Consider the following 22,211-nt stretch of genomic DNA (forward strand, 5'->3'; position numbering starts at 1 on the left):
CAGACTGTACCCGCTCGACCATCTGTGCCAACTCATCCAATTCGTTGACGAGACGTTGCGCCAGTTCTGGTAATCCATTGCTCAAAGTTCGATCCCCATTGCATCAATCGCTCGACGCACCGAATCCCGACAGGAAGCAGATTCCGGATCAACTAAATCGACCCTAAATTCTGGGTGTAATTCGTTCAATACTCCAACCGCTTTGTAGAAACAACGAGCCGGAATTCCCCAAACTGCTAAATCAATATCTGACCAATCTGTAAAGGTCGTGGCTTGTACTAAAGATCCAAAGACGATAACCCGACTTGCCCCAAACTGTTCTCGCAACACCGTTGCCAAATGAGGAACCAACTCCCACGCTGCCCGAAAGCGCTCTGTTGCTGGTTCTCCTTGCCAACGCTGCGCTGGACGATACTGCTTTTGTTGATCGGGGGTTAGCTCCAGTGCTGTTCTAGACATTCCGTTCATCTCCAACGTCCAGCAAAGCCATCCATCAGTGGCGGGTCTTTTAGATTGTACTGTGTTCAGTTTCAGAAGCGATCGCCCCCTTACACAACCTTAAGTGACGGGGTGGAGCGATAAACAGCAAAGGTGATGTTCTACGAAACAGCAAAGGCGATCGCTTTTGTTCATGACATGTCGGTTCATAGAGGGGAGCGATCGCAATTCTCTTGAAACTCATGCTCGATGACGCCTAGCTTTGACGATTAGAACCATCGCCAGAAATAAGAAGCATCCCAGAACAGACACCAGTGTTTCATGGATATTGGGTGAGATAAATACAATAAATCCTTGGTCTTTAATTAGGGCAGCAAAGCTGGAGACGCAAAACGGCATCAGATAGAGCCTGAAGGTCTGCCAAGGATCGCGCTTGCCAGAGGAAACGCTTAACAATAAACCAGTGCCCACCACAGCACTGATACCCACCGAATTCACCCAGATCTTAGGTGATGGATCGAAATAGAAGAAAACCGTTACGCCATACCAAATCAAATAACACCAGAGAACCATCTTTCCTGGCTTGATCGCCTGCAAGTATTGAATGAATCCCTTCATACGTGGCTTCAGAGCTTTAGGTAAACTATTGTTTAACTAGGGACGATGGGAATAATCAAGCGACTCAGCACGCGCTCATCTTCTAGCTTAAAGAGCGTGAATTCACCTCCAACAGTTTCCATTAATGACTGACAGATGGCCAGATGGAGTCCTGGCGGATAGTCGAGGGTGGAGGGCATGAGGAGATCCTGCGATCGCCCTATGTGCAGCTCTTCCACCAATCGCGGTTCAATTACGCCATTGTCTGTAATCGATAGCTCCAGCCATTGGGCATCCAAGGGGCGACACCAAATATCGAGTCGTCCACTATTGGGCGATCGCCGACAGGCAAAGAGTAAAATCTCATGGAGGACAAACTCAATTTTGCCAATATCTCCCCCCACGGTTAGCGTTTCCTCGTTATGAACCTGAGACCAGAGCTGGCGTTGCTTAATCAGATGATCCACTCGCTCTAGGGCACGGCGCAGGAGGGTAGGCAGAGGCGTTGTTTCTACCTCTGTACGCAGTTGCCATTGCTCATATTTCAGCACCGGCACCATGGAAGAAAGGGTGTTGCCAAGCTGCCGCAGAATTTGGTGATACCGCATACTGGCGAGGGCATCTTTTTGATGGCTAAGGTCGTTGAGGCGTTTAATACCTACACCCAAGGTACGATAAATTTCTTCAATGCGACGTTGCTTATACCAGTTGAGGCGTTCTAGGGCCTCTCGTTGATTATTTAAGGTTTTGGTGAGCAAGAGGTAGCGTCGTGACCAAGCGAGCTGACCGACCAAGCTACTAAAGGCATCAAGCTGTCGTTCTAGCCAGTAGCGATCGAAGCAGTCGGCCACTAGGGCCACGCCAGTGGGTTCATGATTGGGGGAGGTGCGCAGAGCCATCACCAACACCTGTCCAATTTCTGAGCCGCTCAGCCATTGGCGTGTTTCTACAGAAAACTCATTGCTGCTAATAGAAACAACGCTGTCGGACTTCAGAGCCCACTGCACCAGTAAATCCGTATGGATTTTGATTTTTTTATCCGCGTTGAGGACATAGTGATTGTTACCCACCGCTGCCGCAGAGATCTGAGCGTCCTTACGTCCCGGCAGCCACGTAATTAGGGCTGCCAACGGCACTTGCAATACGTTGGCCATTTGCTGCATAGCGGCCTGCTCTAGCTGCTCCAGATCATGGATCTGTTGCATAGCGGCCAGACCCCATTGAATGGTCTGGTAGGCTTTTTGCTGCTGTTCAGTTTGGCGCTGTAGCTGCCATTGGTGGAGAATTAGGCCCACTTGCCGACTTACCACCCGCATCAGCTCCCGTTCATCTCGTCCCCAGGTGCGGGTGGATTCGTTACCCACCATCACCACTCCTTCCAGAGGATTATCTACTGCCGTGTTGCAAACGAGGACAGATTGCACACCGGCGGTCAGCAAAACTTCCCGCCAGGCCATGAGTTTCAGGTCATCGGAGAGGTTCTCAATGCTGACCGCCTCGGTACTGCGCTCTAGCATTTGCCAGTCAACTTGGTTGAGACGCTCTAGGAAGGCTGGCAAGGAAGGGCAGTGGGGTGCCTGGTGCTGGTAGCAAACCTCAAACTTTTCCTGGTCTGGATTATAGAGCAATACCAAAAACCACTGGGTTTTTAAGCGCCGGGAAATTTGTTCGGCTGCATCATGCAGGGTTTTCGTCCAGTCGTCCTCACTGTAGATGGCGCGGGTGAGTTCGGCGGTGAGGAGTTGATCGTTTTTGACTTGCTCTAGGGTGGTTTCTAGGGTTTCTAGGGGAGCTGTGATTGCCGCAATCTGGGCAGCGGCCTGCAGGTAGCTTTTTTCTTGCTCTGTCCAGATATGGGCTTTCTGGCTTTCTACGGATAGAAAACCTAGGAGTTGGTTTTGAAATAGGATCGGCGTGGCGAGGAGCGATCGCGCCTGGATACGCTGCATCAGCCGGCCAGTTAAATCAGCCTTGAGGGTGCCGTTGGCTTCACCGATGGCGATCGTTTGATCAGCCATGAGGGCTTGATAGAAAGCACTGACGTCTTCAACGGGAATGGGAGCGATCGCTCGCATGTCTCGGGAAATGACACCGCGATCCGGGCGGCTGGCTCGCTGCCAAAATTCATAGCGCTGGGGTTCAAACCAGTAAATATTGGTGCGGTCAAGCCCAATAAACTGATGGGTGGCTTCAACGACGGCATCGAGCCGCTCTTGGAGGGTGGGCAGCGATCGCAGGTGATTTAAAAGATGGAAAAGGGGTTCGGCTGGGCGCTTCACCTGTTGACGAATCTGTTCAGCCTCAATGTGATGGATTGCGAGGGCCAGCTCACCCAACACCATCGAAAGTCGTGCCTTTTCTTCCGCCTGGGGAGAAACGCCCCACAGGTTGGATCCAAGAATGGTCACCCCTAGGCAGCGATCGCGATGACGAATCGGAAAAATGACCGTGCCTTGAATATTATGCTGTTGAGCAATGGTGCGCCACTGCCCCGCCCTGGTTTCTTCCCGTAGATCGGGCACCCCCACCGGACGCTGCTGGATCACCACCTGCTCTAACAAGTCACCGGGCTGCAGCTCTAGTCTTTGCTGGAGGAAGGGAGCCGCCGCCGCCGATGGCATCAGCCCTGCACAGCCCTGCATAGTGTGTCCTACCTGGTGATAGAGACCAATCCAGATCAGCGCATACTGAAATTCAGATCGCAAATAGTCCAAAGCAGCCTGAGCTAGCCCCTCCAGACTGTCTTGCTCCCGGAGTGACTGCAAGGCGCGACCGAGTGCGACTAGTTGGCGCTCATAATCGGATAGATCTTTTTGCGAACCCATGGATATGAACTCCCCTTCAGGTTGGGATGGCCCTGACATCAAGGACACGATGTTTAGAGCATCCCTCAGGCATGATGTGGCTATCAGTCATGATGAACATAGTTGACTACATGGTGATGGATGTTATTCAGGATGAACTATTGAGGATGCCCCGTGGCGTATGCATGGGACGAACCCTGGATCAACCTAGTTGGGTGGGACGAACCCTGGATCAACCTAGTTGGGCAAGTCCTAAAACAACGTCGGCTTGTCTGCATAATGCTGCATAACTATAGATGGGTTTCCAACGTTGGTGGGTGTTCTTGGTTCAATGTATTGTGAACATCCCTAAACTCCCTGGTGCTGGCATCTGGTATGCAGATGAGTATGCAGACTTGGATGAAAACTAGACGCCCATAGCTGCTTGCGCGATCGCTCTCCCTCATTGTCAGCATTCTACGCGGGTTTCGCCACTATCCTGATGAATCGTCAACCATGAGGTATCCCTAAATCCTGTAGATGAGACCATCTGCGTAGAGACATCCATCCTAGTCTGTTACTAAAGCTACCGTGAATTGCTGGGGTGGTCATGGTGGTTGTGCTACAAAATGTAGACCGGTCTCTAGGGTTATCCCTAGGATGACAGTTGAGCAATTGGGCGGGCGGTTGGGTAGGCGATCGCCCGATCTCCTGATGCGGCTATCCTTGTATACTGACGGTTGTTCCAAGTATGCCCGCATCGTGACCCGAACTGTCTCCTGTAGTGAACTGTGAACCTTTACCGCACTGGCTTACGCCCACTTTTATTCTCTAGGATAGTATCTGATCCTGAATGGCTCCACGAGTCTACTCTAAAGCTCCTCGGTTGGCTAAGCCAGGCCCAGACCGATCCCGCCTCGGCAATGGCGATCGCTCGCTTGATTCAGCACCAATTACAAGACAACTATACCTACCAGCATCCCGCCCTAGAGCAATCTCTGTGGGGGATTTCTTTTGCCAATCCCGTGGGTCTCGCGGCAGGGTTTGATAAGGATGGGATCGCAACGGGCATTTGGTCTAGCTTGGGGTTTGGGTTTGCTGAACTGGGAACGGTCACCTTCCATGCCCAACCTGGCAATCCTCAACCCCGCCTGTTTCGGCTGGTGCAAGACGAAGCGGTGTTGAACCGCATGGGGTTTAATAACCAGGGTGCCGCGGCCTTAGCCCAGCGGTTGCAAGCTGCTTGGGGTGAAAGAGACTGCCCCATCCCCTTGGGCATCAATCTAGGCAAGTCAAAAATCACAGACTTAGATGATGCAGCGGAAGACTATCGCCAAAGTTTTCGGTTGCTGAAGGATCTGGGTCGCTACTTTGTGGTCAACGTGTCGTCACCCAATACGCCGGGACTGCGATCGCTACAGTCTACAGAACAGCTCACGGGAATTCTGCAGGCGCTCTCGGAGGAAAATCAACAGCAAAAGCCAATCCTAGTGAAAATTGCACCGGATTTAGACTGGGACGCGATCGCTGCCGTCGTAGATTTGTCGTTAACCTATAAACTGGCGGGTATTATCGCCACCAATACCACCATTCAGCGCGACGGTCTCAAGACCCAGGTGATTGCCAAAACGGGCAATCCAGTCGCTCAAGAAGCTGGCGGCATCAGTGGCGCACCGCTGCGATCGCGCTCCACCGAGGTGATTCGCTTCATCGCCCAACAAACCCAGGGTAGTCTGCCGATCATTGGCGTGGGCGGCATTTTCACCGCCGCCGATGCCTGGGACAAGATCACGGCGGGGGCCAGTTTAGTGCAGGCCTACACCGGGTTAGTCTATGAAGGGCCGGGTATGGTGCGCAGTATCCTGGAAGGACTGGTACAGCGTCTAGAAGAGCAGGGCATGAAGCATATTCAGGATGCGATCGGGAGTGGCCCGGCTTGATAGATGTTCATCCCTGAACACCTCGACATCACGACGGTCTCCCTCGATAGATGGATCACAGTTCATAGATTAAAACCCTTGCTTCCGATACCTGAAAGTAAGGGTTTTGTGTTAAATAGAGAATTGTTCGCAATAGTGGCGGGTTGTTGCAAATATCGTCAGAATCGTTTAAGATTCACATTAAGGCTATGCTATTGAGAATTTTCAGGTACTCTAAGTCCTATGTATACTGCATCCTCACTCAAGGCCGAACTCAATCACCGGGGATGGCGCATGACTCCCCAGCGAGAGACCATCCTCCAAGCCTTTCAAAACCTAGCCAAGGGGAAACACCTTAGTGCGGAAGATCTGTACAATCGTTTGCACGCTCAGGGCGAGAATATTAGCCTAGCGACGATTTATCGCACCTTGAAGCTGATGGCCCGCATGGGCATCCTGCGAGAGCTGGAACTGGCTGAAGGTCATAAGCACTACGAACTCAACCAGCCTGCTCCCTACCACCATCATCACCTGATCTGTGTACGCTGCAATCAAACCATTGAGTTTAAAAACGACTCAATCCTCCGGTCAGGGGTGAAGACGGCTGATAAGAATGGCTATCACTTACTAGACTGCCAGCTCACCATTCACGCTATTTGCCCTGCTTGCCAGCGATCGCTCATTCCGGTCTAAGCCTGCTTTAAATCTGGGTTTATGGATCGACGGGAATCAGCGTTTCTAGCGAGAGAGCCGCGCGAATCTTTTCAATATTCCATTCAGCTAATCCCGTGCGATCGCTGCTGGAGCGCGCTTCAAAGGGACAGGTGCTGACCAACTGCAGCTTAGGATTTTCTGTTGCCCAGGCCTTAGCGATCGCCGAGAAGCCATCTTCAATCCACACAATTCGATGGGGCCATCGACGGCTACACCAACGGGCTGCTAAGCATTTGGCATCCTGTTTCGCGTTGGGAAAGGCGGCGGCAGCTTGGGCTGATTGGTGATCTGAGAGCGGATAGGCGATCGCCCATCGCTGGGTTTTGGCCCAGTCATTCCACAGCAGCGCCTGGGCACCAAAGGATGAGATCCATAAGGGGGCAATCCACTCAGCCCAAGCGATCGCTGAAATGAGTTCCTTCGATCCACGCACTGCCCCCCAGGGAGCCGCTACATCCTGGGCATAGGGCTGAGCGATCGGCTGGTTGGGAATGCTCAGAACTCCTTGAATGTCAAGAAATAATAAAGTTTGTTCGGCTGGCATCAGGCGTGATTGGGTCGTAACAATGGTGTATGAGTGGCTCGATGGGGATTCAGAACCCTAGGTAAGGCTCACATACCCAAGGTTACATGTAACATTATCCTGTTGAACAACTCAACTGATCACGAGATAGGCGGCGAAAATTTTTCTGAAACTTTTATCCTGACGGCACGTCAAGCCACCTATAGGAAGAAGCCCAAGCTATTTTAGGGTGTTCGTCGTCTAGACATGAACCTCCTAGCCTGTACGTGCTCAACCATACCTCACACTGTTTATATCTGCTGGAGAAATCACCTGTGATGCTACCGCCAACCTCTCAAGAATCTAGCCAACGCCGTATGGGCATCCGCGCGGGTGCCGTAGTCATGGGAGCCGTGTTGTCCCTGGGTGGAGCGATCGCCCTACCAAGTTTCGCTCAGACTGAGTCTGAAACTGTGTCCCCTGCCCCCGCTGATGCCCGTTTTGCCTGTCAGTATATAGACGGGGAATACGTGGTGATGTACTACCCCCAAAGCCAGCCCGGTGAATCCTATCCCTGGGCTAAGCCGACTGCCCTGGGAGGCGGCTGGACACCTGAACGCCGCTGTACTGAAATCAGCCGTCGGCTAGAGTCTTATCGCCCCGATGGTTTGCTGGAAATGCGCACCAGCGTTGAAAATGACTACGACATCGTCTGCGTCACCACGCAGCAAAATTCCGACTGTCGGATTGTGCTGACGGTGCCCCCCGGACAGGATGCTCGGGTCACCCGCGATCGCGTGTTTGAGAGCTTGACGGTAGCCGATAGTGGTCAACAAACTGACGCCGTTACAACGTTCACCGGCAACGATCTAGATGTACTGGGTGATCTGGCCAACGAGCTGAATCTGCCTTCAATCCCTGGCATCAACATGCCGTCTCGCCGCTCTTCAGACGCCATTAACCTGCGTCCTTTCTTAGATCCCTCGGATGGCGGTACCGGCAACCAACTGGTGCCTAGCAATGCCCCTAGCCTCAATCCGGATCGGTTCCGCTAGATTGGGCACCTCCTGTCCTAGGGCAAGAGGTGTGGATTGACCAATACTCTGCTTGCTTTGTTGGATACGACGTCACTATGGTTCTTGATGCTACCTGCTCTTTCTAGAACAGATGCACCATCCAATACCAAATTCACCTATCAGGAGCGATCGCTCCTGATTTTTTTTGGCCTGTCTCGATCATGGCTCCTAACAACCCTGAATTTACGTTCTGTGATGTTGGGCAAGTAGGTTTGGGCAAGTAGGTGCTCATTCTATGAAGTCATGACATTGCAGAGCATGAGCGCTGAAGAGATATCAGGGGCGATCGCCCTCAAATCTTGATATAACAAGCAATTTGCGGGCTACATCATACGCCATTTTTAGTATGAATCGTCCAGATCTACGTAAAGACAATAGAAAACTCTAAATATTCCAACATCCAAGTTTAATTAACTTAATAAAAGAGGGTATTATATCGATAGGTAGAAATTCTCACTCTTCAACTTAGCGAGATACCTGCTACGGACGTCTTAGTCCACCTAGCCAACTTTCTATCTAGGAACTGCTTACAAGGCTCTGATCTTGGTATTCACCAGCCCCGTAGAGCTTCCCAACCTGGAAAGCCCGCGATCGCAGCTACACCCAGAGTCTTGCAGCTTGAGAAACCGCCTCTTCTGTGATGGTTCAACATAGAACGTTGCGCGACAAGTCCATTCAACTGCTTTTAGGGACGCTCTCACAATGACACAATTTCCCTGGCTAACCGCCTTAATTCTCTTCCCGCTGATAGCGGCGCTGCCGATTCCTATCATTCCGGATCAAAATGGTAAAACCCTGCGTTGGTACACGCTAGGCGTTGGCCTCGTTGAGTTCGCCCTCATGCTCTACACCTTCTGGGCGCACTACGACCTGCACAACCCCGAGTACCAATTGGTTGAAAGCTATACCTGGGTTTCCCAAGTTGGTTTGAACTGGTCTGTGGCAGTGGATGGTTTGTCCATGCCCCTCGTGATTCTGTCGGGTTTGGTCACGACGCTAGCTATCTTGGCGTCATGGAATGTGACCCACAAACCTCGGTTATATTTTGTTTCATTATTAGTGGTTTTTAGCGCCCAGATTGGGGTGTTTGTAGCTCAAGACATGTTGATGTTCTTCATCATGTGGGAGCTGGAACTGGTACCGGTCTACTTGCTGATTGCAATTTGGGGCGGAAAGCGTCGCCTCTATGCCGCTACCAAGTTTATTCTTTACACCGCCGTCGGCTCTCTATTCATCCTCATGGCAGCGTTCGCCATGGCCTTCTACGGTGATGTCACCAGCTTTGATCTGCAAACCCTAGCAGCAAAAGACTACTCTCTGCCCTTCGAACTTTCGCTCTATGCTGCCCTGCTGATTGCCTTTGGCGTCAAGCTACCTATTTTCCCCTTCCACACCTGGTTGCCCGATGCTCACAGTGAAGCACCTGCACCGGTTTCCATGATTTTGGCTGGGGTCTTACTGAAAATGGCTGGCTACGGTCTCATCCGCATGAACATGGAGATGTTGCCCAATGCCCACACCTACTTCGCTCCATTCCTAGCCATCTTAGGCGTCATTAGTATCATCTACGCCTCACTCACCGCCTTTGCTCAGACCAATCTCAAGCGCCGCATGGCTTACTCGTCCATTGCTCACATGGGATTTGTCTTGATTGGTATCGCCTCCTTCAATACCTTGGGGTTGAGCGGTGCAGTTCTGCAAATGGTGTCCCATGGTTTGATTGCTGCCACACTCTTCTTCCTGTCTGGTGTTGCCTACGATCGCACCCACACCTTGGCCATGGACGAGATGGGTGGCATGGCCAAGCAAATGCCCACCGTCTTTGCCCTGTTCACTGCTGGTTCTCTAGCCTCCCTTGCCCTGCCGGGTATGAGTGGATTTGTGGGAGAACTGACCGTATTCCTTGGCTTCACCACCAGCGATGCCTATGGCGTCACCTTTAAGGCGGCGATCGTCCTGCTTGCTGCTGTGGGCGTGATTCTGTCTCCCATCTACCTGCTCTCCATGCTGCGTCAGGTATTCTACGGTGAGGAAAGCGTCAAGCTATCGGACATGAAACTGTTTGACATCAAGCCTCGGGAAGCCTTCATCGCCGCTTGTTTGCTGGTGCCCATCATTGGTATTGGCGTCTATCCTAAGCTGGCAACCCAAACCTATGACGTGAAAACGGAAGCTGTGATGGCTCAACTGCGTGGCAATCTGCCAACCGTTGCGGAACAGCCCTTCCAGTTGCAAGCACCTCGGTTTGTGGCTCCACCCATCTTTGGTGCAGAAACCAAAGAGTTAGCAACACTCAGCCGTTAGGGCTCTGGGATAGGCTCTCCAACTATCTGGGTTCTCGATACTATCTGCCCGGATACGCATTCAACTAAAGATCATCAAAAGGGGAGCGGGCCATGGGCCTACTCCCCTTTTAATTGCGCTGGTTGTGACGAGCTAGAGCCATCCACACCCTCGGACTAGGGTGAGCGTCGGCAGGAGGTCAGGCGATCGCTAACTGACATTCCACGCCGTAGCTGCTGGTGAGGTTACAGGTTTCGTGGTCAACACTATTGGTGTCGCTAAGTTCTAGGTTGTAGAAATCCACCGTCGGCTCTTGGAAATAGGGGCCGGCATGCCACGTGCCTACATGCAGCTTGATAAAACAGTTACCTGGAATCTGAAAGGCTTGGATATCAGCGATCGCTGGTTTGTTAGCCGATCCGGGAGGAGCCACGGCGATCATCCAGGACTTTCCTTCTAGAGATCCTAGGCATTGCGTGCAGCCTTGGTGACGAGTGATGCGCGAAAACGTGAGCCCCCGATGCTCTAGCCGCATGATGTAGAACCGGGGAATGCCGTTGCTGAGGTGCAGTTGAGCATCGTCTGCATCAAAAGGTTTACCGTCTTCAGTGGGCAAAATGAGTTGGCCAAAGGGGGCAAAGTTGTCTACCGTAATAGACTGGACGGGTAGCTGCACCAAATTGGAGGACTCAGGCATGGATGTTCCTTCAGTAGCGTCGTTGGATGAAAAGATGGGCAGGAAGGCGCGATCGCTTTCCCCAACCTCTTCTAAGTCTTAATGTTAGCTAAGGATTCTAGCCTGTTGATCATGAGCGATCGCCGCTAGGATGAAACTATTCGGTTGATATTCATAGATGAACGTTTCCGTGGCTTAGCCAAGACGGAAGCATCTTGGTTTTTCAACAGCATGAGGTCAATCATGGAGATGGGACGTCGCTTCTGCCACCATGTTGAGACTCCCGCCCCCCCACAATGGCGGATTTGGTGTATCGCTCTGATCGTTCAGCCGCAGCTAGTCCTCACCTAGGAAGTATGATGGTTCACTCCAGCAACAGTTCGTCTCAATTCGTTTTAGACATGGCATCCCAACACGATGTTCGCCAGTATTTGGCCTATTGGTTTCAGTTAGGCAAAAAGGTCTGGATCCATAACGGACAAGAATCTCTACTGCCTGTGTCAGTGATCCAGGGCGATCGCTACAGCGATGATTTTGAACAATGCTGGCAGCGGATTATGGCTGCCGATAGCGGCGACTGCTATCTCGATGGCACCACCCACACGATTCATCAACTCTTGAGCGATCGCTGGGATATCGTCCCCTGCGCTCGTTGTCAGATGCCGGTTCCCATGGCCGCAGTAGGCACGACCGCCGATCTGTCCTGCCCCTGCAACGATCTACCGATGTGGCCAAACACCGAGATTCCTGCGCCTCGGCATCCCATCAATAATCACAATCATCTGCAAGGAATCCGCGATCGCCTCATGCATAATGAGCAGGCTAGCTAGTCCCCCAAGACATCCTCAGCCCAAGAACTCCGCTGGCTGAGGATGTTGTCATTCCAAGAACTTATTGGCTGAGCGACGTCGTTTGTCCTAAGGACAGGCTACGCCAACGTGGAACATCTCCCGAAGAGAGAAAGCCACAACCACCCGCGCGTTCCCTAGCCCCTCTGGAGCCAGGGAACGCCAAGCAACACGAGTGCCCCACGACAGGGCCACTTTCCGCCTCAGAAGACTAGGAACGCACAGAGTACAGGTGGCCATCCCGTAGCTGCACCACCGGATGGTTTGACATTCTCACCAACTGTTCGTTGTGAGTAGTTACAACGACGGTAATGCCGATTGAATTCAACTTTTTTAAAATTTTGATGACTTGCCAAGAATTATCTGGGTCAAGATTTCCCGTGGGTTCGTCGGCTAGGAGTAGCGGTGGCGTGCCAACAATAGCGCGGGCAATGCTCACCCGCTGCTGCTCGCCCCCCGAGAGTTCATCTGGGAAACATTGAGCCTTGTCCTGCAGTCCTACCATCTTAAGCGTGGGAATGAGTCGTCGGTGGATTTCTTTGCGGGTGAACCCCTGCGCCCACAGCACAAAGGCAACATTTTCCGATACGGTGCGTCGAGGAATCAGCTTGTAGTCTTGGAAGACCACCCCAATGCGTCGCCGCAGTTGAGAGAGATGATTGCCATGGACGTTGAGCAAGTTATGGTTCTCGACAAAGACTTGTCCACTCGATGGACGCTCTGCCCCGTAGAGCAATTTGAGAAGTGTAGATTTCCCAGACCCTGAAGGGCCGGTGACAAACAGGAAGTCGCCGGGGCGAATCTGCAAGCTCACATCTCGCAGGGCACGGCTACCGTTGGCGTAGACCTTTGTCACTTGCTGTAGTTCTACCAAGGGCTTAGCTCGGTTGGGAGCTTGCCGTGGAGGTGGGGTCACTGGAGAGGCGGAAGCATGAGGTGTCGCGGTTGGAATCGGTGCCGCACTAGGACGCTCAACAGAGACATGAACCATAACGTTACTCTTGATAGGCGGATTGTACGCGAATGAGACAACTCAAGCAGAAAAATATGAAGGTCGTCAACTAGAGCACCCGGTTAAACCCTATAGGTAGAGTTGGCAGCTCATCTATGCCCCCCTCCCTATTGAAGGCTAGACTAGCGTAGTTTGAAAGGCGATCGCTAGATTATTTAATGAATGGCACTGAGAAGGTGGAGGTTTGTCCGTAGAAGGTGCTTCGTTCTTCACCCTCCAGCGCCTAGGATCGGCATAGATTGCGGCGCTACAAGTGAAGAATTCCCTGATCTAGACCAGAGTTAGCTTGGATAGGCCGGGTTTCTCTCCAAAGAATAGCCTACTATTTCTCCCCTGCATCCTAAAGTCACGCTCCTATACTAGAAGTAGTTGTGCTGAATAACTGCGTTTTCGGTGGAAAACAGTACAGGTTTCCCGGCAGTTGTCAGCAACACCCATAGACTATAGCAAGGGGAACGCGCATGGCCTTAGATTCTGCTGTCATGCAGGCCGTTGAAAAACTGGAATATCGCGCCACGGTGGGAGATATTGCCTCTCAGGCTGGGATTAATATCTCGACTGCAGAGCGAGGTCTGTTGACCTTGGCCTCAGAAACGGGAGGGCATCTGCAAGTATCCGATGCGGGAGAGGTAGCCTACCAGTTTCCTAAAAACTTTCGTACGGTTTTACGAAACAAATACTGGCGGTTGCGGGTTCAAGAACTCTGGGACAAGATTTGGGGTGTCTTGTTCTACCTGATTCGTATTTCCTTTGGGGTTTTGCTAATCGTCTCGATTGTCCTGATTGCGCTGACCATCTTGGTCATCGTGTTGGCCATCACATTCTCCAATCGTGAGGGTGAAAACAACAACAGCCGTCGTGGCGGATCCGGTGGGGGGCTTCTCTTTTTACCCTTCCGGCTGTTCTATTTCCCTGATCTATTTTGGGTCTTTAGTCCTGGCTATGGCCGGCAGCGGCATTATCGCCAAGCCCGACCATCACAGCCGGGGCGATCGCCCAAGTCAGACTCTGAGATGAACTTTCTGGAGTCGGTGTTTTCCTTCTTGTTTGGCGATGGAGATCCCAATGCAGACCTAGAAGAACGTCGCTGGCAGGCGATCGCCACCGTGATTCGCAACAACCAAGGGGCTGTGGTTGCAGAGCAAATTGCACCCTATCTCGATGATGTGGGCGAGGGCTACGATCGCGAGTATGAAAGCTACATGCTGCCTGTCCTCACCCGCTATAACGGCAGACCTCAGGTGAGTCCTGAAGGGCATATCGTCTACCACTTCCCCGATCTGCAGGTGAGCGCCGAAAAGCGTAGCTCAAAAGCTGTCCCTGCCTATTTAAAGGAGCTGCCCTGGAAGTTCAGTGCTGCTACCCAAGGGCAACTGACCATGGCGGCTGGGTTGGGTGGACTAAACTTTGTGTTGGCTATTGTGCTGGCTGCCCTGCTACAGGATCAGGCCCTGGTGGCAGAACTGGGGGGATTGGTGGTGCTGGTGAATGGCCTCTTTCCCTTCTTGTTTGCCTACGGAACTGCGTTTCTGGGCATTCCTCTAATTCGCTACTTGTGGCTGAAGGGGAGAAATAGCAAGGTAGAAGCTCGTAACGAACGCCGGCAACAGCAAGCGATCGCTCTCAACCAAGGCGGTGACGAACTGCAGCAGAAGATGGACTATGCCCGCCAGTTTGCAGCCCAAAGCATTGTCAGTCGCGACAATCTGGCCTACACCACAGAGCAAGACTTGCTCGATCAAGAGGCAGACAACAGTGCCAAGCTGGATGCGGAGTGGCAAAAGCGTCTAGATCAATCAGGTTCCTAATCGCAATTGTTCAAAATAACCATAGGGGCAGCCGCTTGCCCCTATGGTTATGCTTGGGCTGCTGATCAGTAAAACAAGCAAAAAAAACTCAGCCTTGCGACTGAGGATCAATATTTAGGGAGATTTCACCTTCACGATGAGGTTGAATTTAGTTCAAAATAACGAGCTTATAGCAAGCCCATTTGGGCTAGAAGACCTTGCCCCGTCAGCAACTCGCCTGCAATAGCGAGAACGAAACCTAACATAGCCAGACGACCATTCCAGGTTTCTGCGAACGTGGTGAAGCCAAACTTCGGTTCTTGGTTTTCCATAACGGGTACCCCTCTGTAAAGCTTTGTATCTTAATATTACAGTCTATTTACATTTTTGGGGGACTTTGAGGAATCTTTCTGCTCTATAAATTCCTTGGGTGGTCATAGAGAGTCGCCAGAATAGATGATGGCAAAGGGATGGAGTGTTTCGTGATCCTGCCAGATGTCTACCTTGATGGACTACTTAGGCAACACGGGAGGTGATGATGGCATAAAACGGATCGCCTCCCGGCATTCCCAACAGTTGCAGCAGCATGGGCAAGTTGGACGAACGGGTGATCACCTCTGGGGGGCTAAAGCCAGGAATAGCGTTCACGTAATGCTGCACAAGGTCAACCCGACTTTCTTCGGTGCCATCGCGCCAGGCTTGGATCGCTTTTTGGTAGAACATGCGATTGGAAAAGCTGATGATGCATAGCCCACCCGGCTTGAGAATGCGGTAGATCTCTGCAAAAACAGCTTCAGGGTATTGCAAATACTGCACGGAGACCGTGTTCAAAACGGCGTCAAACGACTGGTCGGGCAGCGGCAGGTGTTGATTTTGGTTGAGATTTTGCAGGAAGTAATGGTTGAGGCGAGGATTGCGATCGAGTTCTTGAGCATTCATGCCATGCCCTTCCACATGCTCAAAGTGCATCTCATCCGGCAGATGGGAGACCCAACTGCTCATCAAATCTAAAATTCGGGTGTTGGGCTGTAGGCGATCGCGATAGAGGTCCGTGAGTTGCTGGATAAACCCTTCGTCAACATGGGTAACAAGGCGAGGCTGCTCGTAAAACAGCCTGTCGTCGGATGGATCGAGCTTGGCTCGCTGATCGGTATTGAGCAGCATGGTTTAGGTGGGGGTGTAAGGAGTTAAGAATTGTTTTCTCCAGTCTACAAAGAATGACGAAATATGAAGGGTGCGATCGCGAATCTTTGGAACTCCCTTCATGCTTTCTTCATCAGTAGGTTTAGGAGCATGAACCGCTATCTATTATCACGATTGGCTTCAAGCCATAGCTCTAGTCCCATGGGGTAAGACATCCAGACCTTCGGGAGACGTGCCTAGGTGTGAAGGTTGTCTAGGCCATGTCTCAACCAGACCTACATCTACAGATTGCCGGCTGCTCATGGCTGGCTACGGCCAGTTTCTACTCGTCCGTGATAGTTTCAGTAGCCGAGGATTAGAACTGTCACGGTTTGTTTGGTTTACAGAATCGTTTGAGTTCAAAGGTAAGTCACGATGACTGATGCTCATCAATCTCTCAATCCATCTCAGCTCGTCCCGCTGGCTAGGCAGAATCAAGATATACGGGGGGTGCTGCGGCCGAATGCGTCCCATGATCTCTACCGTTTTCGGTTGCCTAAAAGCCGCTTTCGGGCAAGCTTGGGAGGGCTGCGGGCCAATGCTGATTTGGAACTAATCCGCGATCGCAACCGTGATGGCAGCATCGATCCAGGGGAAGTGGTTGCTAGTTCCCGAGCTACGGGTCGCCAAGTTGATAGAATCACAATTGTTGGACTGGAGCCCGGAGCTTACTACCTAAGGGTGGTGCCGGATGGCCAACGTACGCGCTATCGCCTGCTGCTTTCGGCCCCAGCCACGAACCGCACGAGCAAGCAATATCAAGTCGTGCAGAAGACCAATGCCTACCGGATGCAGCAGGGGCAGCTTCCCCTAGCCGTAAATACCCAACTGAGCAGAGCTGCTCAGCAGTATGCCCGCCACATGGCCGTCAACGATGTATTTAGTCACGAAGGCGCAGATGGTTCTTCCCCCTGGGATCGCATTCGAGCAGCGGACTATGACTATTCTGAGGCAGCGGAAAATCTGGCGGGCGGCTATAACACTGCCGCTGGGGCTTTACAGGGATGGATTAGTAGCCCAGGGCATCGGGCAAATTTATTGGCCTATCAGGTGCAAGAAATTGGTGTAGGTTATGTTTACCTACGCAACGATCCGGGGCGTTATACCTTCCAGCATTACTGGTCTCAATCCTTTGGTACCCCAGCTAGCGTCTCGGTCAATCCCTCCATTCCTTCGTCCCGATACCCTGAACGCTAAGCGTTACGCATCTGGTTCATCTGCACAGTAAACAATCAGGTCAATCTCCACATTGCCCTGACCTGCTAGCCCTAAAACCCCTACAGTGGTGCGGCAGGGAAGGCGATCGCTCTTGAAGTAGGAGGCGTAGATATCGTTGACGATCGGATAGTCGCGCATGTCAGTGAGAAAAATACGTGCCGAGACCACTCGATCAAATCCAGTCTGGGCATGGGTCAACACCAGCTTCAGGTTTTCCATGACGCGCCGGGTTTGATCTTCAATGGGCCCACGGCTGATATCTCCGCTAACTGGATCTTCAGCTAACTGTCCAGTCACAAACAAAAAATCGCCAGCGCGAACGGCATGGGAGTAGGGAGCGGGCGGCGGCAGTTGATGATCGGGAAGCGTGATGAATTCGAGCATAGATCCCTCATTGACCATGGCAAGTGGATGGGGCGATCGCTTCATCCCACCGATGACCCTGTTGATGAGCTCCCAGGGTATGGATTGGACGATTTAAATCTGCCCTGTTGCACTGTAGCAGGCTAGCAGCGCTTTCCTGTAGACCCTAAAACCCCCAAGGGTAGGCGATCGCTGATTGCAACCTAGGCGATCGCTTGATGCTGGGCAAGGCATACTAAAGTTAAGCTGGAAAGATTGGGTCATTGAATTAACCAAGTTCAGTTGTACAAGTAGAGACGCCGTGTTTTTTAGCATCGTAATTCCCACCTATAACCGCCAGCCGATTCTTGCCAAGTGTCTATTGGCACTAGAACATCAGCGTTTCACCCCTGAGTCAGGTATTCAGGGCTATGAGGTGGTAGTGGTAGACGATGGATCGACAGATTCAACGATTGCTTGGATGACCCAGCAAGCCCACCACTTACCCCATGTGCGATTAGTGCAGCAGCAGCACCAAGGGCCTGCCGCCGCTCGCAACCTAGGCGTTGCCCATGCCAAGGGCGATACGATTATTTTTATTGATAGCGATTTGGTGGTCACCGATCGCTTTTTACTCGCCCATGCTCGGGGATTACAGCAAGGCTATCGAGATCTAGGCAGCGATCGCCTGTTTACCTATGGTGCAGTGATCAATACCTGCAATTTTGAGCAGCCTACGTCAGCATCCTATAAGGTCACAGACTTTTCCAATGCCTACTTTGCCACAGGCAACGTGGCGATCGCCCGGCATTGGTTAGAGGCCGCAGGGCTCTTTGACACTGAGTTTCAGCTCTATGGCTGGGAAGACTTGGAGCTCGGGGTGCGGCTGAAAAAGCTTGGTCTGCGGCTCATTAAATGCCCGGATGCGGTGGGCTATCACTGGCATCCTCCCTTCTCCCTAGAAGAAGTACCGGCACTGATTGATCGAGAAATTCAGCGCGGACGCATGGGGGTGGTGTTTTATCGAAAGCATCCCACATGGGATGTACGCATGATGATCCAGATGACGATTTTGCATCGGATTCTGTGGGGATTACTGTCCCTCGGCGGTTTATTGAATGAACGCACCCTTGCTCCGCTGCTGTCGTGGCTGATCCGTCGAGGCAAGTCCCAGCTCGCGTTGGAAATCGCTCGGATTTTTCTCAACTGGTACAACGTTCAAGGTGTGTACTCTGCCTATGCCGATCTGCACCCCCATCGTTAGCCTTTCTCATTTCTAGGCAGGATATGAAGAGGGGCGATCGCTATCTTGAGCGCCAACCATGATGGACATGAATGTGAAGTGAAGCTGCCCTGCCATGAATGCCGGCTCCATTGTGATAGCCTCCCGATGCTCGGTCGCTAGATCATGAGGCTACTGGCAGGGCTGGCTCAATGCAACAGATCAATAAGAAGCTTAAGCAATTGTCTCCGCCTTAAATTCCCGTGATAGCCTAGGCCCATAGGTCTATGGCAGCTATGCTGACTTCTGTCCAAGGGATTGAGGCATTGGATCGTTGTTCATAGATCGTTGGGATGTCGATCATACATTTGGGAGAACACCTATGGCTTTGCAACCCCCACCACCGCCGCCGATTACGCCTCGTCAGATGAATATTCTCCGCATTGCGGCATCCATGGCTTGGTCTGATGGCAGCTTGGCCCAGGAGGAAGTGGAGATCATGCTGGATCAACTCAGCGGTATTTTCGCTGATGATGCGCCCCAGCAGCGCCAGCTTCGCCAAGAGCTACAGGAATATGTCACACAAAATATTCCCTTGGCTGAACTTACGCCTAAAATCCAGACCGATGAAGATAAAGAACTGGTGCTGCGATTGGGCTATGAAGTGATTTGCTGTAGTTCCCGATCGCCTGGGGAAGACAAGATCAATGAAGAAGAGGCGATCGCCTATCAAAAATTGGTCGAGTTATTGGGAGTGTCGGATGAAACCGTGAAGCGCGTTGAAGCAGCCGTAGATCAAACCTTCAATGCTGATGAAAGCATGGTGGATGGCATCACTCGCCACCTAGAGGATTATGCTCAAGGTTAGGGATTGCCCTAGGGTAACCTGAGTTCGATGACGTTATTAGTAGAGAACTCTATAGATGGGTAGTACTAGTAGAATGCGTATAGCCTCCGGCATGGCTTCGCTAAAGCGATAGCGTAACGCATTCAAGCCTCATACAACGGTGCGTTACGGCTTCGCCTAACAGCACCCTACAGCGGACACGACCTTCGGGCTGATCTGTCCCAGCCTGTCTGCTATACGTTGCCCCGTTCAGGGTGACGAAGCGTACACCAGTCGAACTCACGTTAGGGTGATCGGGTTGTTTTGATCGGGCTGCGGCGCGGGAGAAACAACCCATTTTTATGTCTACGTCTGAAAACGATGCATGACGCAAACGTCCATAGAAACGTGAGTTTCCAAGAGAGGAGGTGCGTTGCTGAATGAGGCCATGAAATCAGAACGGGAGCAAGATGCTCACACCCCCAACTCATTTACCATCAAGGTCGTGTGAGCGTCTCGTTCACGGGTCCTTAGCACCAATCATCTTGCGATTCAGCAACGTCCCTAACCATGGTCAGCGACAGGCAATGTTGACGGTGGAGCCGTGATTTTCATAGACCTTATCGGTCATGAGTTGCTCGACAGCTAAATGGATGTGATAACCATACGATCAATCGGTTTCAGGCTAAGACTTGATTTCTTTTCCTGATTCCGATTAAGTCTAATAGCTTCCGAAGTTCTGTGTCCAGTAGTGGCTATAGTTCACAGAGCCCGTGTCACTGCTGAGATAGCGATAACCCACCCCAATTTCGGTGTAGTTCACGCTTAGAATATTAGCCCGGTGCCCAGAGCTATTCATCCATTGGTTCATCGTATCCAGCGCCGTTGAATTGCCCGCTGCAATATTCTCGCCCGAATACCAGGGACTATAGCGCGCCGCTTCAATGCGATCGCGTGACCCACGACCAAGGTGATCGGTGTGATCAAAAAAGTCCTGAACGGCCATATTGTTGGAATGAAGCTGAGCAGAGGAATTGAGCTGCGTGTTGAGAGCCAGTGCAGGCAAGCCCTGCCCCTGCCGTCGCTGATTGACCATATTCCAAATCTGCTCCGCCTGAGTGAGCCGTCTTGCCTGAGCCACCGATGCGGTCAGCCGATAGTTTGAGGAACCCGTACCGTCTGAGGTCACCCGAAGATAGTAGACACCAGCATTAAGGCGATTGAGCTGGATCCGCTCTGCGGTGAGCCCTGTTGCCCGAGAGCTGGCCAAAATTTCGCCTGGATCCAGACGCCTGTTGTTGTTCTTATCTTGAATAATCTCCACATCTGCCCGAGAGCGATTGAGGCTCAGGATCATGCGCTGGGGATTCCTGAGGTTGATTCTTAGAAAGTCATCACTATCTGCGCCACCAATACTATTAGAAAAAGTATTGGATCCATTGCTCACTCTCACCGGAGTAGCAGAGTTTAAGGTATTGCCAAAGTCTGTCATTGCAGTTGTCCTTTACAGTGAAGCGGCGATCGCCCTCGCCGTCGTGGATGAGCTGAAGGGCAAGGTCAATGTAGAGTGCATGGGTAGAAAATGGATGGCCCACCGATCCCTGATGGATGCCCTGGGCTAACCCTGAATGGCTTTATACAAATACAACGTTGTGAGTCGCAATTCAGAACTAGACGGCTCAAGATCTCTATGGGTTCAAGATTATGGGTTCAAGATCTATTCGGTCTGATGGGTGTCACGTTATGCGATCGCCCCCATGATGTTACGGAACGTTATGCGATCGCCCCCACGATTGAGGATGGCTTACCTTAGGATGGCTCATACTAAACCTAAAAGCGTCCGAAATTACCCCCTATCCATGAAGGTCATACCCCAGGGCACCAGACCTAAACATCCGTAAAGACCGATCAACCAAACCTGGGCAGCGGGGGATAACCATCGTGCTACGCCTGGATGCGCCAAAAATCGCCATATCATGCTAACGCCCCCCAGCAAGCCTAGGGCTACCACCAGCGCCACGGGGGAGACAAAGGCGATCGCCCTTGCGGCCATCAAGCCACTGAAGGCTGTCAGCCACAGCACCGTCAACCAAGCGATCGCCCCCGATTGCCCTGTCCAGATGGATGCGGAGGGTGACTCTATGGGAACACGATCGCCCTCCGGTGTACCAAGACTTTGCCCAAGCTCTAGCACCATACCAGCAAAGAAACTCATGAACAGCAACCAGTGCAGCGGCTCGGCCTCCGATATGAAGGGTCGCCATCCCTCAAAGGCTGCCCCATAGGCCACAATTAGCGGCATGATCATCTGATGGCCGCCAAGCCGTAGTAGGGGGCGATCGCCCAACCATTGAGGCACAAAAAAGTCGTAGCGCATCAGTCCTAAATAGACCCAAATGCCGATGAGAAACCCAACCATGGTGCTGCCAGAGGCGATCGCCAGCCCGAGCTGAATGCAGCCGCTACCCACCCCCAGCATTTCCAGTTCTTGCCGAGTGAGCACCCCCTCAGGCCGCCAGCGCTTCTCCCGCAGATCAGTGGCAATCTGGCCTTGAAGGAACAGCAACACCGTGGATATCCCCGCCATAATAAAGACGGCAAGCGGTAGGTCTACCATCCCGATCTGCGATCGCAGGAGGGCTGCATAGCCCACTGCCGCTAACCCTATCATTCCACTCAAGCTGATGTGGGGCATGAAGGGGTATTGCTGCCGCTGATACTGCCGCCAGCGCGGTAATGACAATGGACTCATACCTCAGCCACCTCAGCTAGGAGGATGGAACGCC

At 52.1% G+C, this 22,211-nt stretch carries 22 protein-coding genes; 11 read left to right on the forward strand and 11 right to left on the reverse strand.

Translation table 11 applies throughout. From position 1 onward, the window contains the following. Positions 1 to 81: 81 nt before the first annotated feature. The 3 genes from V6D20_06505 to V6D20_06515 form a co-directional block, all read right to left on the reverse strand. Entirely contained in the window at positions 82 to 459 is a 378-nt protein-coding gene (locus V6D20_06505; GenBank protein HEY9815437.1) for a hypothetical protein, read from the reverse strand. Positions 460 to 678: 219 nt separating this feature from the next. Further along, complete coding sequence (locus V6D20_06510; protein HEY9815438.1) at positions 679 to 1,035, reverse strand: hypothetical protein; 357 nt, start codon at positions 1,033 to 1,035, stop codon at positions 679 to 681. A gap of 53 nt (positions 1,036 to 1,088) precedes the next feature. Beyond that, positions 1,089 to 3,860, reverse strand: coding sequence for a GAF domain-containing protein (locus V6D20_06515; GenBank protein HEY9815439.1), 2,772 nt, complete (start codon positions 3,858 to 3,860; stop codon positions 1,089 to 1,091). Between the two features lie 749 nt (positions 3,861 to 4,609). Here V6D20_06515 and V6D20_06520 point away from each other — a divergent pair. Continuing rightward, positions 4,610 to 5,758 carry a quinone-dependent dihydroorotate dehydrogenase gene (locus V6D20_06520; GenBank protein ID HEY9815440.1) on the forward strand — a complete coding sequence of 383 codons (1,149 nt, stop codon included), beginning with the start codon at positions 4,610 to 4,612 and terminating at the stop codon, positions 5,756 to 5,758. A 222-nt stretch (positions 5,759 to 5,980) separates the two neighbouring features. Then, the gene (locus V6D20_06525) at positions 5,981 to 6,430 is read left to right on the forward strand and encodes a transcriptional repressor (GenBank protein ID HEY9815441.1); all 450 of its coding nucleotides are present in this window, start codon (positions 5,981 to 5,983) and stop codon (positions 6,428 to 6,430) included. 19 nt (positions 6,431 to 6,449) lie between these two features. On the opposite strand, the gene V6D20_06530 is transcribed toward V6D20_06525, so the two are convergent. Then, entirely contained in the window at positions 6,450 to 6,995 is a 546-nt protein-coding gene (locus tag V6D20_06530) for a hypothetical protein (protein ID HEY9815442.1), read from the reverse strand. Positions 6,996 to 7,291: 296 nt separating this feature from the next. Here V6D20_06530 and V6D20_06535 point away from each other — a divergent pair, with 296 nt between their 5' ends. Both V6D20_06535 and V6D20_06540 read left to right on the forward strand, forming a co-directional pair. Continuing rightward, complete coding sequence (locus tag V6D20_06535; GenBank protein HEY9815443.1) at positions 7,292 to 8,008, forward strand: COP23 domain-containing protein; 717 nt, start codon at positions 7,292 to 7,294, stop codon at positions 8,006 to 8,008. 723 nt (positions 8,009 to 8,731) lie between these two features. After that, the gene (locus V6D20_06540) at positions 8,732 to 10,333 is read left to right on the forward strand and encodes an NAD(P)H-quinone oxidoreductase subunit 4 (GenBank protein HEY9815444.1); all 1,602 of its coding nucleotides are present in this window, start codon (positions 8,732 to 8,734) and stop codon (positions 10,331 to 10,333) included. Between the two features lie 178 nt (positions 10,334 to 10,511). Here V6D20_06540 and V6D20_06545 read toward each other — a convergent pair whose 3' ends face one another. Next, positions 10,512 to 11,009, reverse strand: a complete 498-nt coding sequence (locus tag V6D20_06545) for an ureidoglycolate lyase (protein HEY9815445.1) — start codon at positions 11,007 to 11,009, stop codon at positions 10,512 to 10,514. 380 nt (positions 11,010 to 11,389) lie between these two features. On the opposite strand from V6D20_06545, the gene V6D20_06550 reads away from it, so the two are divergent. Next, positions 11,390 to 11,818 carry a hypothetical protein gene (locus V6D20_06550; GenBank protein HEY9815446.1) on the forward strand — a complete coding sequence of 143 codons (429 nt, stop codon included), beginning with the start codon at positions 11,390 to 11,392 and terminating at the stop codon, positions 11,816 to 11,818. Positions 11,819 to 12,047: 229 nt separating this feature from the next. On the opposite strand, the gene ftsE is transcribed toward V6D20_06550, so the two are convergent. Beyond that, positions 12,048 to 12,827 carry a cell division ATP-binding protein FtsE gene (gene ftsE, locus V6D20_06555; GenBank protein HEY9815447.1) on the reverse strand — a complete coding sequence of 260 codons (780 nt, stop codon included), beginning with the start codon at positions 12,825 to 12,827 and terminating at the stop codon, positions 12,048 to 12,050. Positions 12,828 to 13,309: 482 nt separating this feature from the next. Between ftsE and V6D20_06560 the strand changes: the two genes are divergently transcribed. Next, positions 13,310 to 14,656: a hypothetical protein gene (locus tag V6D20_06560; protein ID HEY9815448.1), complete on the forward strand. Its 1,347-nt coding sequence runs from the start codon at positions 13,310 to 13,312 to the stop codon at positions 14,654 to 14,656. A 167-nt stretch (positions 14,657 to 14,823) separates the two neighbouring features. On the opposite strand, the gene V6D20_06565 is transcribed toward V6D20_06560, so the two are convergent. Together V6D20_06565 and V6D20_06570 are read right to left on the reverse strand one after the other, a co-directional pair. Further along, positions 14,824 to 14,967 carry a chlorophyll a/b-binding protein gene (locus V6D20_06565; protein HEY9815449.1) on the reverse strand — a complete coding sequence of 48 codons (144 nt, stop codon included), beginning with the start codon at positions 14,965 to 14,967 and terminating at the stop codon, positions 14,824 to 14,826. Positions 14,968 to 15,151: 184 nt separating this feature from the next. Further along, positions 15,152 to 15,799 (reverse strand): class I SAM-dependent methyltransferase, encoded by a 648-nt coding sequence (locus V6D20_06570; GenBank protein HEY9815450.1) that lies wholly within the window; start codon positions 15,797 to 15,799, stop codon positions 15,152 to 15,154. 393 nt (positions 15,800 to 16,192) lie between these two features. Between V6D20_06570 and V6D20_06575 the strand changes: the two genes are divergently transcribed. Beyond that, entirely contained in the window at positions 16,193 to 17,014 is an 822-nt protein-coding gene (locus tag V6D20_06575; GenBank protein ID HEY9815451.1) for a CAP domain-containing protein, read from the forward strand. A gap of 3 nt (positions 17,015 to 17,017) precedes the next feature. Here V6D20_06575 and V6D20_06580 read toward each other — a convergent pair whose 3' ends face one another. Next, complete coding sequence (locus tag V6D20_06580; GenBank protein ID HEY9815452.1) at positions 17,018 to 17,419, reverse strand: RidA family protein; 402 nt, start codon at positions 17,417 to 17,419, stop codon at positions 17,018 to 17,020. 280 nt (positions 17,420 to 17,699) lie between these two features. Here V6D20_06580 and V6D20_06585 point away from each other — a divergent pair, with 280 nt between their 5' ends. Both V6D20_06585 and V6D20_06590 read left to right on the forward strand, forming a co-directional pair. Beyond that, positions 17,700 to 18,641: a glycosyltransferase gene (locus V6D20_06585; GenBank protein HEY9815453.1), complete on the forward strand. Its 942-nt coding sequence runs from the start codon at positions 17,700 to 17,702 to the stop codon at positions 18,639 to 18,641. A 340-nt stretch (positions 18,642 to 18,981) separates the two neighbouring features. Further along, entirely contained in the window at positions 18,982 to 19,467 is a 486-nt protein-coding gene (locus V6D20_06590; protein ID HEY9815454.1) for a hypothetical protein, read from the forward strand. A 679-nt stretch (positions 19,468 to 20,146) separates the two neighbouring features. On the opposite strand, the gene V6D20_06595 is transcribed toward V6D20_06590, so the two are convergent. Next, on the reverse strand, positions 20,147 to 20,917 hold the full coding sequence (locus tag V6D20_06595) for a CAP domain-containing protein (GenBank protein ID HEY9815455.1): 771 nt from the start codon (positions 20,915 to 20,917) through the stop codon (positions 20,147 to 20,149). Here V6D20_06595 and V6D20_06600 point away from each other — a divergent pair. Both V6D20_06600 and V6D20_06605 read left to right on the forward strand, forming a co-directional pair. Further along, on the forward strand, positions 20,901 to 21,047 hold the full coding sequence (locus V6D20_06600; GenBank protein ID HEY9815456.1) for a hypothetical protein: 147 nt from the start codon (positions 20,901 to 20,903) through the stop codon (positions 21,045 to 21,047). The genes V6D20_06595 and V6D20_06600 overlap by 17 nt on opposite strands. Before the next feature lie 68 nt (positions 21,048 to 21,115). Continuing rightward, positions 21,116 to 21,238 (forward strand): hypothetical protein, encoded by a 123-nt coding sequence (locus V6D20_06605; protein ID HEY9815457.1) that lies wholly within the window; start codon positions 21,116 to 21,118, stop codon positions 21,236 to 21,238. A gap of 33 nt (positions 21,239 to 21,271) precedes the next feature. Here V6D20_06605 and V6D20_06610 read toward each other — a convergent pair whose 3' ends face one another. Further along, on the reverse strand, positions 21,272 to 22,177 hold the full coding sequence (locus V6D20_06610; GenBank protein ID HEY9815458.1) for a hypothetical protein: 906 nt from the start codon (positions 22,175 to 22,177) through the stop codon (positions 21,272 to 21,274). Between the last annotated feature and the right edge of the window lie 34 nt (positions 22,178 to 22,211).

The sequence above is a fragment of the Candidatus Obscuribacterales bacterium genome (assembly GCA_036703605.1).
Taxonomy (GTDB): domain Bacteria; phylum Cyanobacteriota; class Cyanobacteriia; order RECH01; family RECH01; genus RECH01.

Excerpts from the sequence above, each read along its gene's own strand:
- V6D20_06590 (HEY9815454.1), top strand. The coding sequence starts at position 18,982 with ATGGCTTTGCAACCCCCACCACCGCCGCCGATTACGCCTCGTCAGATG.
- V6D20_06540 (HEY9815444.1), top strand. The coding sequence starts at position 8,732 with ATGACACAATTTCCCTGGCTAACCGCCTTAATTCTCTTCCCGCTGATA.
- V6D20_06545 (HEY9815445.1), bottom strand. The coding sequence starts at position 11,009 with ATGCCTGAGTCCTCCAATTTGGTGCAGCTACCCGTCCAGTCTATTACG.
- V6D20_06610 (HEY9815458.1), bottom strand. The coding sequence starts at position 22,177 with ATGAGTCCATTGTCATTACCGCGCTGGCGGCAGTATCAGCGGCAGCAA.
- V6D20_06580 (HEY9815452.1), bottom strand. The coding sequence starts at position 17,419 with ATGCTCGAATTCATCACGCTTCCCGATCATCAACTGCCGCCGCCCGCT.
- V6D20_06570 (HEY9815450.1), bottom strand. The coding sequence starts at position 15,799 with ATGCTGCTCAATACCGATCAGCGAGCCAAGCTCGATCCATCCGACGAC.
- V6D20_06515 (HEY9815439.1), bottom strand. The coding sequence starts at position 3,860 with ATGGGTTCGCAAAAAGATCTATCCGATTATGAGCGCCAACTAGTCGCA.
- V6D20_06575 (HEY9815451.1), top strand. The coding sequence starts at position 16,193 with ATGACTGATGCTCATCAATCTCTCAATCCATCTCAGCTCGTCCCGCTG.
- ftsE (HEY9815447.1), bottom strand. The coding sequence starts at position 12,827 with ATGGTTCATGTCTCTGTTGAGCGTCCTAGTGCGGCACCGATTCCAACC.
- V6D20_06530 (HEY9815442.1), bottom strand. The coding sequence starts at position 6,995 with ATGCCAGCCGAACAAACTTTATTATTTCTTGACATTCAAGGAGTTCTG.
- V6D20_06550 (HEY9815446.1), top strand. The coding sequence starts at position 11,390 with ATGGCATCCCAACACGATGTTCGCCAGTATTTGGCCTATTGGTTTCAG.
- V6D20_06535 (HEY9815443.1), top strand. The coding sequence starts at position 7,292 with ATGCTACCGCCAACCTCTCAAGAATCTAGCCAACGCCGTATGGGCATC.
- V6D20_06505 (HEY9815437.1), bottom strand. The coding sequence starts at position 459 with ATGTCTAGAACAGCACTGGAGCTAACCCCCGATCAACAAAAGCAGTAT.
- V6D20_06525 (HEY9815441.1), top strand. The coding sequence starts at position 5,981 with ATGTATACTGCATCCTCACTCAAGGCCGAACTCAATCACCGGGGATGG.
- V6D20_06560 (HEY9815448.1), top strand. The coding sequence starts at position 13,310 with ATGGCCTTAGATTCTGCTGTCATGCAGGCCGTTGAAAAACTGGAATAT.
- V6D20_06595 (HEY9815455.1), bottom strand. The coding sequence starts at position 20,917 with ATGACAGACTTTGGCAATACCTTAAACTCTGCTACTCCGGTGAGAGTG.
- V6D20_06565 (HEY9815449.1), bottom strand. The coding sequence starts at position 14,967 with ATGGAAAACCAAGAACCGAAGTTTGGCTTCACCACGTTCGCAGAAACC.
- V6D20_06605 (HEY9815457.1), top strand. The coding sequence starts at position 21,116 with ATGGGTTCAAGATTATGGGTTCAAGATCTATTCGGTCTGATGGGTGTC.